Annotated in this window: 14 protein-coding genes; 3 read left to right on the top strand and 11 right to left on the bottom strand. The window is 40.8% G+C overall.

Annotated elements, in window-relative coordinates; all coding sequences use genetic code 11:
- Positions 1-14 precede the first annotated feature (14 nt).
- On the bottom strand, positions 15-434 hold the full coding sequence (locus B7708_RS09290) for an EVE domain-containing protein (protein ID WP_084975352.1): 420 nt from the start codon (positions 432-434) through the stop codon (positions 15-17).
- Positions 427-888, bottom strand: coding sequence for a MarR family winged helix-turn-helix transcriptional regulator (locus B7708_RS09285; RefSeq protein WP_084975349.1), 462 nt, complete (start codon positions 886-888; stop codon positions 427-429). Before B7708_RS09285 ends, B7708_RS09290 begins: the two co-directional genes overlap by 8 nt.
- Before the next feature lie 146 nt (positions 889-1034).
- Here B7708_RS09285 and B7708_RS09280 point away from each other — a divergent pair, with 146 nt between their 5' ends.
- The 3 genes from B7708_RS09280 to B7708_RS09270 all read left to right on the top strand — a co-directional run bounded on the left by B7708_RS09280 (position 1035) and on the right by B7708_RS09270 (position 3655).
- Entirely contained in the window at positions 1035-1844 is an 810-nt protein-coding gene (locus B7708_RS09280) for a Cof-type HAD-IIB family hydrolase (RefSeq protein ID WP_084975347.1), read from the top strand.
- 142 nt (positions 1845-1986) lie between these two features.
- Positions 1987-2895: an ATP-binding cassette domain-containing protein gene (locus tag B7708_RS09275; protein ID WP_084975346.1), complete on the top strand. Its 909-nt coding sequence runs from the start codon at positions 1987-1989 to the stop codon at positions 2893-2895.
- Between the two features lie 10 nt (positions 2896-2905).
- Positions 2906-3655 carry a hypothetical protein gene (locus B7708_RS09270; RefSeq protein WP_084975344.1) on the top strand — a complete coding sequence of 250 codons (750 nt, stop codon included), beginning with the start codon at positions 2906-2908 and terminating at the stop codon, positions 3653-3655.
- 38 nt (positions 3656-3693) lie between these two features.
- Here B7708_RS09270 and B7708_RS09265 read toward each other — a convergent pair whose 3' ends face one another.
- From B7708_RS09265 to B7708_RS09225, 9 genes are all read right to left on the bottom strand, one after another.
- Entirely contained in the window at positions 3694-4572 is an 879-nt protein-coding gene (locus tag B7708_RS09265; RefSeq protein WP_084975342.1) for a sensor histidine kinase, read from the bottom strand.
- Positions 4569-5270 carry a response regulator transcription factor gene (locus B7708_RS09260; protein WP_084975340.1) on the bottom strand — a complete coding sequence of 234 codons (702 nt, stop codon included), beginning with the start codon at positions 5268-5270 and terminating at the stop codon, positions 4569-4571. Before B7708_RS09260 ends, B7708_RS09265 begins: the two co-directional genes overlap by 4 nt.
- A 106-nt stretch (positions 5271-5376) precedes the next feature.
- Entirely contained in the window at positions 5377-6114 is a 738-nt protein-coding gene (locus B7708_RS09255) for a TraX family protein (RefSeq protein WP_084975339.1), read from the bottom strand.
- A gap of 144 nt (positions 6115-6258) precedes the next feature.
- Positions 6259-7134: an N-carbamoylputrescine amidase gene (aguB, locus tag B7708_RS09250; RefSeq protein WP_084975337.1), complete on the bottom strand. Its 876-nt coding sequence runs from the start codon at positions 7132-7134 to the stop codon at positions 6259-6261.
- Positions 7135-7143: 9 nt separating this feature from the next.
- Entirely contained in the window at positions 7144-8229 is a 1086-nt protein-coding gene (gene aguA / locus B7708_RS09245) for an agmatine deiminase (RefSeq protein WP_084975335.1), read from the bottom strand.
- On the bottom strand, positions 8226-9353 hold the full coding sequence (gene nspC / locus B7708_RS09240; protein ID WP_084975333.1) for a carboxynorspermidine decarboxylase: 1128 nt from the start codon (positions 9351-9353) through the stop codon (positions 8226-8228). The genes aguA and nspC overlap by 4 nt, the downstream gene beginning before the upstream one ends.
- The gene (locus B7708_RS09235; RefSeq protein ID WP_084975332.1) at positions 9353-10612 is read right to left on the bottom strand and encodes a saccharopine dehydrogenase family protein; all 1260 of its coding nucleotides are present in this window, start codon (positions 10610-10612) and stop codon (positions 9353-9355) included. The genes nspC and B7708_RS09235 overlap by 1 nt, the downstream gene beginning before the upstream one ends.
- Positions 10609-11469 (bottom strand): polyamine aminopropyltransferase, encoded by an 861-nt coding sequence (speE, locus tag B7708_RS09230; protein WP_000366710.1) that lies wholly within the window; start codon positions 11467-11469, stop codon positions 10609-10611. The genes B7708_RS09235 and speE overlap by 4 nt, the downstream gene beginning before the upstream one ends.
- On the bottom strand, positions 11470-12930 hold the full coding sequence (locus B7708_RS09225) for an aminotransferase class I/II-fold pyridoxal phosphate-dependent enzyme (protein ID WP_084975330.1): 1461 nt from the start codon (positions 12928-12930) through the stop codon (positions 11470-11472). It lies immediately after the preceding gene.
- Between the last annotated feature and the right edge of the window lie 491 nt (positions 12931-13421).

Here is a 13421-nt window from a genome sequence, read left to right as displayed (position 1 = left end):
AATTAGCAAATCGATCATGCTTCATCATCCACTTTCATATGCTGAAAGATATGGAGGAAAAAATCTTTGGAAACTTCAAAATGCCCATAACGAAGTCGAGAAGTATAATCTTTCCATTCAGGAAGTTGTCTGGCTATTTCTATGGAGCAATCTTTGACTGGTTGATAATACTCGACATTTCGTCTAAAGGGAAAAAATCCTTCAAATTGCTCTACTTGATAGGCTTTGTCATCTATAATTTTACCTACGGCCACAAAAGCCTGTAACTTATCTTGACTGTTCATATCGTATTTCGGACTATAGTATAAAAGATAGTCACCTTTTTTCATACGGTTTAAGGGGCCGCCCTTTCCATGACAGACCTGACAAAAATTCCCTTCAACTCCTCTTAAAACATGGTTCTTCGAAACAACTCCGACCCAATATCTAGGCATTTTTATCCTCCAACTCTACTAACAAACGATTAAAAACTTCTCTATCGTTAGATAGTTTTTCAAAAAATTCTTCATCAACACCTTCTACTAAAGGTAAAGCTTGATTGACCTTCTCCGCACCAGACTTCGTCACTGAGACCAGTTTTGCCCGACTATCCTTTGGATGTTGATCGCGTTTAATGTAGTCCTTGTTCTCCAGTAGCCTAACAATCTGGGAAACCGTCATGGCATCCACACCAGTGAACCGAGCAATATCAACTTGCGTTACATATTCCTCTCTATTAGACAGAAACAAGAGCGAGGTTAAAACGATAAATTGGGGCAAAGTGAGGCCAACCGATTTCAAAACTCTTTTTAAGTTGCTTTCCCATTTGTTGTAGACTTTGATGAAAAGAAGACCTGTAGATTCTGTTTCATCATTTTTGTAAATTGAATTAAAGTGATACTTTGACATTTTTTCTCCTTAAATATTAAGTATACATATTATATAAGAATTTATTTTGTTTTTCAAGAAAAGGAAAGTCAAATGTTACTATTCTGTCAGACATTTTATAGTCTATATGCTATAATAAAAGCAAAACACCTAGAAAAGGAAGTCTTATGATTAAACTACTAGCCTTGGATATGGACGGAACTCTCCTCAATGAAGCCAAGGAAATCCCGCAAGCCCACATCACTGCTATTCACCAAGCCATTGAAAAAGGTGTCAAACTGGTTCTCTGTACAGGTCGCCCACTTTTCGGTGTCCTCCCCTACTATAAAAAATTGGGACTGGACCTCCAGAACGAGTACGTCATTGTCAATAACGGTTGCTCAACCCACCAGACTAGTGACTGGAGTCTAGTTGACTGGCAAGAACTCAGTCCAGCTGACATTGAATATCTCTATGAGCTAGCTGAAAAAAGCGAGGTCCAGTTGACTCTTTTTGATGAGGAGCATTATTTTGTCCTCGGTGGCAAACCAAATGAAATTGTTCAAAATGATGCTAAACTAGTCTTTTCAGACCTGACTGAAATTTCTCTTGAGGAAGCGACCAGTGGCAAATATCGGATGTTCCAAGGTATGTTTTTAGGAACAAAAGAGCAAACAGACGATTTTGAGCAGCGGTTCGCGGAGGAGCTCTGTCAACGATTCAGTGGAGTTCGTTCGCAACCTGTCATTTATGAAGCCATGCCACTTGGAACAACAAAGGCTACTGCTCTTTCTCGACTAGCAGCGATTTTGAAGATCGAGCCCTCAGAAATTATGGCCATGGGTGATGCCAATAACGATATCGAAATGCTCCAGTTTGCAGGACTTGGCATTGCTATGGGAAATGCCAGTGACCATGTCAAATCCCTTGCTAACGACGTCACAGCCAGCAACGAAGAAAACGGCGTCGCGCGTGCCATTGAGAAGTATATTTTATAATTGAGAAGCCCAGTTCATGTCAACTGGGTTTTATTTCTTTTAAGAATCACAAAACTTTAGAAACTCTTTAGAATTACTTGAACTTTCTTTGATTTCTATAGCTTATACTAAAGTTAGAAAAATAAATCAAAAGGAGAAAATCATGAGAACAGTACTCGAAATTCATGGACTGACCAAACAATTCGGCCAACAAGCTATTCTTCAAGATCTTAGTCTAACCATAAAAGAGGGAGATATTTATGGTCTAATTGGAAAAAACGGAGCAGGTAAAACTACTCTTATTAAAATCATTACACAATTATTGTTTGCGGACAAAGGTACAGTTTCCCTCTTTTCTAGCAAAGAACAAAATGAGTGGACCAAGGCTTTATCTCGAGTGGGTTCTGTTATCGAATCACCTGTAGCCCATAATCACTTAACAGCCTACCAAAATCTGAAATATTATTGTATGATACGTCATATTCCAAATGCTGATAAGGTGATTCATGAGACTTTGGACTATGTTGGCTTGTCAGATACAGGGAAAAAAGTCTTTCGTGATTTCTCGCTAGGAATGAAACAAAGGCTTGGCATCGCCATTGCCCTTCTATCCAAACCTGATTTCCTGATTCTTGATGAACCCATTAACGGTCTCGACCCAATTGGAATCAAAGAATTTCGCCTCATGATCCAGCGACTCAATCAAGAAAAAGGCATAACCATCCTCATCTCTAGCCATATCTTGTCAGAACTCTATCTCTTAGCTAATCGCTTTGGTATTCTGGATCAAGGTAAGATTATCCGTGAAATCAGTAAAGCTGAATTTGAAACACTGAGTGAGGATTATATTGTGCTTAAAACAAGCGACAAAGAAAGAGCTTGTCAGGTATTGAAAGAACAAATCCAGCTCCAGTTTAAGGTTGTAAACCCTGACAATGAAATCCATATCTTTGGTAATGAACAAGATGTCAAACAGATTCTCAAGCAACTAACTTTGGCCGATGTTGCTATTGATGAGATATACTTTGCCCGTCAAAACCTAGAAGAATACTTCACACAATTGGTAGAATAGGAGAAAAATCATGATACATACCATTCAAGCAGATTTTTACCGTCTTTTCCACTCCAAAGGATTCTGGATTACAGAATTCGTTCTCTTTGTCCTCTTGCTAATGGGGGCTACTATCGGGGCTACAGGACATCTAATGTCAGTTCAGACAGCACCACCTGAGATTCCTACCCATGGTTGGAATGGGATAGAAGCTCTAATCAACGCGTCAAATAACGGCTCAAACCTTTTCCTCTGTATTATTCTAGTATGTTTAGTTCTTGGAGTCGATTTAATCGGCAAACTCTATAAAAATAGTTTGACTGTTGGCGTTTCTCGTACAGAGTTTTTCCTTGCTAAATCCTTTGTACTAGCAAGTATCGCTCTCTTACAGCTCATCGCCAGCCTTGTGATTGCTTTTGTTCCCTCAACTCTACTAAACGGACTTGGTACGATGCCTGATGGTTTTATTACAAACCTCCTCTTAACGATTTTCCTTCAATTTCTCTGCCTCCTTGCTTGGCTTTCGATTGTTTCCTTCATTCTCTATGTGACTCATTCTTATCTTGCCGCATTTATTGGCTATCTAGTTACCTCTATTATCCTTTCTACGCCAATGCTTGTTTTCCCAGACATTGAAATTCTACGATATTTAATTCTAGATTTTGCCTATGCTATGACTGCTGATAGTCAATCAGTTCTCTATACCATAACGGTTTGCATCGCTATCATACTTTTCTTCTCTCTCAGTGGACTGACTGTTTTCAAGAAGAAAAGTTTATAAAAAGAACCTCCTCTAGGATATAGAGGAGATTTCTTCTGTTAAAAGTAAATAAAGACCGAAAACCATTCTCCATCAGTGGCTAGCTTCATTTCCGCTCCAAGAAGATGAACTAATTCCTCAGTAATATAGAGACCTAAACCAGAGGATTCTTCGGTATCTGACATATTTTCAGAATAAAAACGATTGCTGAGATTGTCTATATTCTTGATAGATTTTTTGACAAGATTATCAATTTCCAAAACAAGCCCCTTTTCTTCCTTTTTCAAGGAAAGTCGAGCCTTCTCCTTGCCGTGCTTGAGAACATTTCCAAGGAGGTTTTGTATAATTCGATCAAGCAAGTCCTCATCAGCCGTCGTTTTCAATCCTGGTTCAACATTAAAATCAAGAACAATATGTGAAGATTGAAAAACGTCGTAATAAGCTAAAGTCTTTTTCGTTATAAAAGTTGATAAATCAAGTTCTTCCAGTTTCGGTTTAACTGCTCCTTCCATCAAATGACGGTATTCGAGGAGAGCCTCCAAACGTTTGGAAACCAAATCCTGATGATGGGCTATTTTATTTAAGGTTTCTGAACTATTATCGGGGTGTTTTATTAGTTGCTGGGTATATCCTGAAGCGATTGTCAAAGGTGTCCGAATGTCATGAGCGATGTTACTGATTGCCATATCTAGGGTACGCTTTTCACGCTTCATGATTAGCTGGTTTTGCTCCACTTCTTGAAATAGATTCTCAATTTGGTTATGTAGTCGCAAAATAGTCTTTGAAAAGAAATTTACCCCGATTCTCTTCATGCTACCAGAGCGAATCTTTTCTTCGATTTGTCTGCTTAAATCTCTAATTGCTATATGATAGCGAATCAAAGAAATCGCTAGAATGATGTTGATAAGGAGCAACAAAGATATCAAAATGTAAATCATTGTTTGTCTCCTTTTAATCGGACACCAACTCCCCAAATGGTTTCGATGTACTCGTGATTTGGATCCAGTTGATGTAGTTTCTTACGGAGATTGCTTAGATGGGTGTTGAGCGTATTGTCTCCAGGCAGGTAACTTTCTTCCCAAATCAATTCATAGAGTTCCTCCTTGGTGAAGATCTTTTTAGGATGATGGAGCAACATTTGGAGAATCTGACACTCTTTCTTTGCAAGGCGAATGGTTTCAGTAGAATTGCTTATTTCAAAACTATCCGCATCGAACTGGATATTTTTTAAGTTTTGTACGAGGTTATCAATTTCTCTTCGATCTCCTGACTGATGTTCACCACTTTGGCGTAATTGCACGGTGACTCTGGCAAAGACTTCGTTCAAATCAAAAGGTTTTACTATGTAATCATTGGCACCGTCTAATAGATATTGGCTGATAAGCTTTTTATCACTCAAAGCAGTGAGCATGATAACTGGAGTCTGACTAGTTTGTCGAATGGCTTGCAAGACTTGGTCGCCATTTTTTCCTGGAAGCATGATATCTAGCAAAACGAGATCAATGCCACCTTTATCAAATTGCATGATACCTTCCGTACCAGAAAAGGCTTGGATCACCTCGTGTTCCTCAATAAGAAGGGTTTTTAAAATTTCCTGAATTTCATTATTATCTTCAATTACAAGTATGCTCGCCATAAACATCGTCCTTTCTAAAACTATTATAACATGTTTTGTTAGGATTTCCAGACACAGAAAAACTCCTCTCACATTATAAGTAAGAAGGAGCTAATGGAAATTGAATCTACTTAACTAAATAAGCAATCAAGGTTATGATCCATAAATGAGCTGGGTAAAAGATATAAAAGAAATATTTATTCCATATAGTTTGTTCACCACGCTCCCCATTATACAAGGCCATAAAAGGAAAAACAGTGATAAAGAGCCAGTCAGAGTTGTAAAGCATCATTTCCAGTGTTTGATACCATGTGTCATAGATTTGGATAGAAGTCACTAATAGGAAGGCCCAAAGGAGAGTATAGAGGAGATTTCGCAATCCCTTACGATTCCGACAAGAGTAACTAATCAAGAGAAATGGTAGTATAGTGATGCCACCCTCAGTAAAAAGACAACCGAAGATCAATAGTCCAGCAGTCCCAATCCGACGCCATAACCTCTCTTTTTGATCCAACTCTTTTCTGGGAAAAGCAATCCAAAGCATGGTGACACCGATAGCCAAAGTCAGGAAAATGTTATTATTGATCATTACTCCTTTAGATGCAAACAGGGCATTGAGTAGGCTATTTCCCGCGAACATGATAAGAGCCCAACTCCAGAGACGGATAAGATAGCTTTTCAGATTTCGAGTATGAATGAAGCCTTCCATAGCCATATAGGCAAACCAAACTCCCACACAACGAGTCATAGCGTGAAAAATACCTTCCCACATAGGAGAAACGATTCCTGTGATATGAGGGATATGGTCTAGAATCATTACTGCCGCCATCAGGTACTTCAACTGCGTCGCATTCCATTTTTTCATAATAAACCTCTTTCTTTTTGATCTACATAGAGTATAGCATACATTTCCACGCATAATCGTACACCTATCTTACATTTAAAAAGCCTATCTTACATTTTTGTAAGACAGGCGTGAATATCAAAAAATGATTATAAAATTTATCTTCTAGTCCGTAATTCGCTGGTACATTTCTGGTCTTCTATCTCGAAACAAGCCCCAGTTTAGACGCTCGCTTGCTCCCTTATCAAGGTCATAACTTGCTAACAGAACAGCTTCTCCTTGTCTTTCGGCTTGCTCTAGAATAGCTCCCGTTTCATCCGTCATAAATGAGTAACCGTAGAAGTCAAGACTAGAACTCTGTCCACCATTTTCCTCACTAGGAGTGACTTCCTCTAATCCATAACGATTGGCTGCAATGACTGGAACAATATTTGCTGCTGCATGACCTTGCATAGTACGTTGCCAGTGACCACAACTATCTGTATCCAAAATTGGCTCTGAACCGATAGCTGTTGGATAAAAGAGCAATTCAGCACCATTCAATGCAAGACAGCGCGCTGTTTCAGGAAACCATTGATCCCAACAGATGCCGATGCCAATCTTAGCGTAGCGCGTATCCCAGACTTTGAAACCAGTGTTACCAGGCGTGAAATAAAACTTTTCTTGATAGTAATGATCATCTGGTATGTGGGTCTTCCGATAAACTCCTAACACTTCCCCATCTGCGTCAATGACAGCGATAGAGTTATACAAGACATTGCCATCTTTTTCATAGAAACTGATCGGTAGAACAACTTGTAGTTCCTTAGCAATCGATTTAAAATGTTGAAGAGCTGTATTTTCTGTCACCGACTGGGCATACTGGTAGTAGTCATACTGGCGTTCCTGACAGAAATAGGGACGTTCAAATAACTCTGGTAAGAGAATGATTTGTGCGCCTTTCTCTGCAGCTTGGCGAACAAGACGTTCAGCTGTTTGAATATTTGTTGCCACATCCTTGGCACATTGCATCTGAATCGCTGCAACTCTTACATTTCTCATCTTTTTCTCCTATTCTGGGATTTGTTGGGTGATACAGTGGATATTGCCACCACCTAAGAGAATATCTCTGGCTGGTATTCCGACAACTTTACGGTCTGGGAAACACTTGCTGAGAATATCTAGTGCCACTTGGTCGTTTACATCCTGAAATTGTGGCACTAAGACAGCCTTGTTGGCAATATAGAAATTGACATAGGAAGCCGCAAGACGCTCGCCCTCATAACGCTCCTCTTCCCCATCTTCATAGGTATAACCTGGTAAATCCTCCTCAGTAACTACTTGAAGATTAGCTGGGATAGGAAGCTTATGAATAGTGAAAGGACGACCTTTCGCATCTGTTTCCTTCTCCAAAAGGGCAAGATCAGCTGCAGACATGGCATACTGAGGATCGCTTTTGTCGTCTGTCCAAGCTAAAACAAGCTCTGCAGGACCGATGAAGGCTGCAACATTGTCAACGTGTTCATTGGTTTCGTCCTGATAAATACCATAAGGAAGCCAAATAACTTTTTCAGCTCCAAGGCTCTCTAATAAGGTGTTTTCGATTTCCTCTTTACTGAGATGAGGATTGCGACCAGAGCTTAGTAGGCAACTTTCAGTCACAAGAATGGTCCCTTGACCATCGCTGTGTATCGCGCCTCCTTCCAGTACAAAAGGTTTAGCATCGTAAACAGGCATTTCCAAGGTCTCAGCAAACCGACTGGCTACTTGGTCATCATCTTCATAATCTTGATAAAGACCATCGACAGCACCACCCCAGGCATTGAAAGACCAATCAACTGCCAACTTTTCTCTTTTATCATTGACGAGAATCGTCGGACCAGTATCACGCGCCCAGGCATCATTAGTAGGAATATCTAGATAAACAACCTTGTCTCCAAGATAGGATTTGGCTTCAGATAGATAGTCCTCCTCAACCAAAAGATAAACAGTTTCCCCTTCTGCTATGGTCTTTATAATTTGGCTAAATGCTCTTTTGGCAGCTTTTCCTTGAAAGGGCCATGAACCTGGTCGAGTCGGCCATATCATCAAAGTACCATGATGAGCTTCATACTCTGCTGGCATACGGTAGCCTAATTTCTTTGGACTGTCTATCATGATAATCTCCCTTTAAAGTCTTGGTAGCCGAAGGCTTTGACTAAGCTGCAGTCTCCCTGCTCGTCCATGAGATAGAGACTTGGCAAGCCAATACCGTTAAAGGTATTATTTTTAACAAAGGAGTAGATTGCCATGTCTTCAAAATAAAGTCTATCACCGATTTGGATTGGATTTTCAAAGCTATAGTCGCCAATCACATCACCCGTTAGACAGGTATTGGAAGAAAGTCTATAGGTATGGGCTTTTTTCTGCGGTTCAAATCCATTTCTCAAAGGTGGTCGATAGGGCATCTCAAGTACATCAGGCATATGGCAGGTTGCAGAGGCATCTAAAACTAAGATCTCCATACCATTTTCCACAATATCCAATACTTCAGTTGCTAGATAACCCGCATTGAGCGCAATGGCTTCACCCGGCTCGATATAGACGTCAAGATTGTAAGTTTCTCGGATGCGCTTGATTTCAGAAATCAGCAAATCCACATCGTAGTCATCTCTTGTGATATGATGTCCGCCACCCATATTGAGCCATTTAACTTGATGTAAGTAAGAACCAAACTGCTCTTCTATTGCTTTCAAGGTTGTCTCTAAATCATCTGCCCCTTGCTCACAAAGAGTATGAAAATGAAGGCCATCCACCAAATCCAGCAAATCACTTGGTATCTTGTCTGAAGTCACTCCAAAACGGGAGCCAGGTGCACAAGGGTCATAGAGCGCGTGGTCACCCTGAGTTGAACACTGTGGGTTGAGACGCAAACCGACACTAATGCCAGCCTCTCGGCAACGTGAACCGTGTTTACGCAACTGTCTTTCCGAGTTAAAGACGATATGGTCTGTTATCTCCAGCAATTCCTCCAAGTCCGCATCCTTGAAAGCTGGCGCAAAGACATGGACTTCCCCCGGAAAATCTTCTCTAGCTAACTTCGCTTCATAGAGTCCACTAGCTGTCGTACCTGATAGATACTGGCTAATTAGGGGATAGGTTTTATAGAGAGAATAAGCCTTTTGAGCTAACAAAACCTTACAACCGGCTTCTTCTTGTACATATTGCAAAATGCGGCAGTTGGCTTCTAACTTTGCCAAGTCAATGACGTAAGCTGGTGTGGGTACTTGTTCTAGCTTCATTAGTCCACCATTTGTGGATTTTCAACCACAACCCAAGGCAAACCATACTCATTCAAAGCTTCCATGAATGGATCTGGATCCAATTCTTCAAGGTTGTAAACTCCAGGTTGTTTCCAAGTACCGTTCATAACTAATTTTGTCCCAATCATAGCTGGAACGCCTGTTGTGTATGAAATTGCTTGTGAACCAACTTCTGCGTAACATTCCTGATGATCGCAAACATTGTAGATATAGATGGTCTTTTCAACACCGTCTTTGACACCTGTAAAGATACAGCCGATATTGGTTTTTCCAACTGTACGTGGGCCAAGGCTGGCAGGATCAGGAAGCAAGGCTTTTAAGAATTGAATCGGCACGATGTCTTGTCCATTAAAGTTAATAGCATCCGTACGAAGGAGTCCGACATTTTCCAAGCATTTCATGTGCGTTAGATAGGATTGACCAAAAGTCATAAAGAAACGAATCCGTTTGACTCCAGGAATGTTTTTGGCCAATGATTCAATTTCTTCGTGGTGAAGGAGATACATGTCTTTTTGTCCAACCTGAGGGAAATCATACTCACGCTTGATTGACATGGCTTCGACTTCGACCCATTTCCCATCTTCCCAGTAAGAACCTGGCGCAGAAACCTCGCGGAGATTGATTTCTGGGTTAAAGTTTGTCGCAAATGGATAACCGTGATCTCCACCATTACAGTCTAAAATGTCGATATAGTGGATTTCATCAAAGTAATGTTTGAGGGCGTATGCTGAAAAGACACTAGTCACACCTGGGTCAAAACCAGAACCGAGAAGAGCTGTCAAGCCTGCTTCTTTGAATTTCTCCTGATAAGCCCACTGCCATGAGTAGTCAAAGTAAGCTGTAAAACCTAGTTCCTTGCAACGTTTTTCATAAATGGCACGCCATTCAGGGTCTTCTGTATCCTCTGCCTCGTAGTTAGCTGTGTCGATATAGTGAACTCCAGTCGCTAAACAAGCATCCATAATGGTCAAGTCTTGGTATGGCAGAGCTACGTTCAAAACGGCTTCTGGCTTGTAGCTTTCAATCAAGGCAATCACTTCTTCGACCTTGTCAGCATCAAGAGCAGCTGTTTCAATCTTTGTACTTGTTTTGCCTTCCAGTTTAGCCTTCAAGTCATCACATTTTGACTTGGTACGACTAGCAATCATAATCTCTGTAAAGGTTTCGCTATCTTGACAAATCTTTGAAATAGCAACTTGGGCAACGCCTCCACATCCGATAACTAATAGACAACTCATTTTTTCCCTTCCTCTTCTTCTAAAATGTCTTCTACATACTTAGGCAACATAAAGGCTCCCACATGTAAGTTTGCAGTGTAGTATTCTGTGAAAAGCTGGCGTTTTTTCCAGCCTTCCTTATCAAAATCTTTGATAGGGTGGTATTTTTTCGATGCAAATCCAAACAACCAATAACCAGCAGGACTGGTCGGAATATGTGCCTGATAGACCCGGCTGATTGGAAATGCTTGATTGACCTTGCGGTGCATGCTTCGGCAAGCTGACTCATCCTCGTCAAAGAAGGGACTCCCATGCTGATAAATCATGATGCCGTCTTCTTTCAAGGCTCTGTAACTGTTTCCGTAAAATTCCTTGGTAAAGAGCCCTTCCGTATGTCCAAATGGATCTGTTGCATCATTGATGATAATATCGTAGTCATCTTCGCAGTTTCGCAAAAAGCGTAGCCCATTTTGGTAGTAAATGGTAACACGAGGATCATCTAGCCCTGCAGCAAAGTCTGGGAAGTATTCTCGACAAACCTCAACCAGCATCTCATCCGGTTCCACGATATCGATTTGCTCCAGTTCTGGATAGAGGGTTAATACTTGGGCAACACCGCCGTCACCACCCCCGATAACCAAGACTTTCTTTGGATTGGGATGCACAGCCATGGGAACGTGTACGGTCATTTCGTTGTAGACGAAATCGTCTGCGTCTGAAAACAATACATGCCCATTTAAAATCAGTATTTTCCCAAAAGCTGGCGTATCCAAGACTTCGATATCCTGCCATTCACTTTTACCAGCGTAGAGTTGCTTGGCTGTTCTCAGGGATAATTTCACATCTGGAGTATGAACTTCAGAAAACCATAAATCCATCTAGTTCTCCTTTCTCTTAATGACGTTGATGTGATTGACCTCTGGATCTTCCGTCCCTTGAAGGGAGCAACCACGTTCCTTGGCAAATTGGATATAGTTTACAATTTCTCGTGTAATGCGTTCACCAGGAGCCAAGATAGGAATCCCTGGAGGATAGCACATGACAAATTCTCCACAGACTTGTCCAACAGACTCGTCCAAGGTCAAACTTTTTCTCTCTGAATAGAAAGCTTCTTGTGGAGACAGCACTAACTCGGGTTGGATATATTCTCCAGCAATCAAGTCCTTTCCATCTCTTGAATAGAGTCTCTTAATATCAGCCAAAGCACCGACCAGACGCTCTATGTCTTGGATGCGGTCGCCGATGGAAATATAAGCCAAGATATTGCCAATATCCCCAAACTCAATCTGAATATCATATTCGTCTCGCAAGAGGTCATAAACTTCAATACCTGTTAAGCCAATACCCTGAGTGTAGACTGACAGCTTGGTCACGTCAAAATCACAGACCGACACACCGTCTATTAACTCTTTTGAGTAGGCATAGTAACCACCGATAGCATTGATTTCACGACGAGCATACTCAGATAGCTCAATGACCTTCTCAAATGACTCTTTACCACGAAGGGTAAGGTTGCGTCGTGAAATATCCAAACTAGCCATCAACAAGTAAGAGGCGGATGTTGACTGGGTCAGGTTTATAATCTGACGAACGTACTCAGGATTCATCTGCTCCCCGATAAGTAAAATGGAGCTCTGAGTCAAACTCCCACCAGACTTATGCATAGAGACCGCTGCCATATCAGCGCCAGCATCCATAGCAGAAATTGGGAGTTTATCAGTAAAATGCAGATGAGCCCCATGGGCTTCGTCCACTAAAACAAGCATGCCAGCTTCATGAGCCATTTCTGTCAACCCCTTTAGGTCTGAACAGATTCCGTAGTAAGTAGGATTGTTAATCAAAATTGCCTTGGCCTCGGGATGTTCCTTTATAGCTTGTGCTACACGGTCATTTTCAAGACCTAAGGCGATGCCGATTTTAGGATCTACACTCATCTCGATATAGATGGGAATGGCACCACATAGAACCAATGCATTAATAGCAGATTTGTGGACATTACGCGGCAGAATAATCTTATCTCCAGCCTTGCAGGTAGAAAGAATCATGGTTTGAACAGATGATGTTGTTCCCCCAATCATTAAGAATGCGTGGGCTGCTCCAAAAGCATCAGCTGCTAGCTCCTCTGCATCCCGAATAATCGAAATGGGATGGCCTAAATTATCCAAGGGTTTCATAGAATTGACATCAATGCCAACACATTTTTCTCCCAACAATTCAACAAGTTCTGGATTTCCCCGTCCGCGTTTGTGACCTGGTACATCAAAGGGAACAATCCGTTTCTTTCTTAGCTTAATCAGACCGTCATAAATAGGTGCCTGATTCTGATCTAACTTTTTCAAGACATACTCCTTTACCGTATTTTTAGTTCCTCAAAAAGATGAGGGCAATCAAAGGTTGACTTATGAAAAAAGAGCAGGTTTTCACCTGCTCTGCAATCTTCTGACGTTTTTATTTTGGTTTCTGTTGAGTATGTCTGTTCCTGATGTTTCCTAACTCTCTAGTAGCAAATATTACGTACTTTATTGATCGTTTCACAAGATGACGTGTGCTTTCACCACACTAAAAATTTATGAATTAGGACAAGCGTCCTAACATCAACTTATAAAAGTAGGCTTTTAACCCTATCAATAATGTGGTTTTTCAACCACGCTTCGGCATTCAACCCTGCCTGTCCGTAGGCATTTTTTACTCGGGTTTATATTTGCTAGAAAACATCTTCTCATTTTCTAAGCCTTATAACTATATCATGTTTACAAGAGCTTGTAAAGTATTTTGTGAAAGTTTTTTAAAGAATTTCATTTTTTGTTCGCAAAATGGTATTTAACGATAA

The organism is Streptococcus oralis subsp. dentisani (assembly GCF_002096615.1).
Lineage (GTDB): Bacteria > Bacillota > Bacilli > Lactobacillales > Streptococcaceae > Streptococcus > Streptococcus oralis_U.
This window is presented reverse-complemented; position numbering and strand designations above follow the sequence as displayed.

Bases quoted from the DNA above. Each gene is read 5' to 3' on its own strand.
- B7708_RS09290 (WP_084975352.1), bottom strand. From the start codon at position 434: ATGCCTAGATATTGGGTCGGAGTTGTTTCGAAGAACCATGTTTTAAGA.
- B7708_RS09285 (WP_084975349.1), bottom strand. From the start codon at position 888: ATGTCAAAGTATCACTTTAATTCAATTTACAAAAATGATGAAACAGAA.
- B7708_RS09280 (WP_084975347.1), top strand. From the start codon at position 1,035: ATGATTAAACTACTAGCCTTGGATATGGACGGAACTCTCCTCAATGAA.
- B7708_RS09275 (WP_084975346.1), top strand. From the start codon at position 1,987: ATGAGAACAGTACTCGAAATTCATGGACTGACCAAACAATTCGGCCAA.
- B7708_RS09270 (WP_084975344.1), top strand. From the start codon at position 2,906: ATGATACATACCATTCAAGCAGATTTTTACCGTCTTTTCCACTCCAAA.
- B7708_RS09265 (WP_084975342.1), bottom strand. From the start codon at position 4,572: ATGATTTACATTTTGATATCTTTGTTGCTCCTTATCAACATCATTCTA.
- B7708_RS09260 (WP_084975340.1), bottom strand. From the start codon at position 5,270: ATGGCGAGCATACTTGTAATTGAAGATAATAATGAAATTCAGGAAATT.
- B7708_RS09255 (WP_084975339.1), bottom strand. From the start codon at position 6,114: ATGAAAAAATGGAATGCGACGCAGTTGAAGTACCTGATGGCGGCAGTA.
- aguB (WP_084975337.1), bottom strand. From the start codon at position 7,134: ATGAGAAATGTAAGAGTTGCAGCGATTCAGATGCAATGTGCCAAGGAT.
- aguA (WP_084975335.1), bottom strand. From the start codon at position 8,229: ATGATAGACAGTCCAAAGAAATTAGGCTACCGTATGCCAGCAGAGTAT.
- nspC (WP_084975333.1), bottom strand. From the start codon at position 9,353: ATGAAGCTAGAACAAGTACCCACACCAGCTTACGTCATTGACTTGGCA.
- B7708_RS09235 (WP_084975332.1), bottom strand. From the start codon at position 10,612: ATGAGTTGTCTATTAGTTATCGGATGTGGAGGCGTTGCCCAAGTTGCT.
- speE (WP_000366710.1), bottom strand. From the start codon at position 11,469: ATGGATTTATGGTTTTCTGAAGTTCATACTCCAGATGTGAAATTATCC.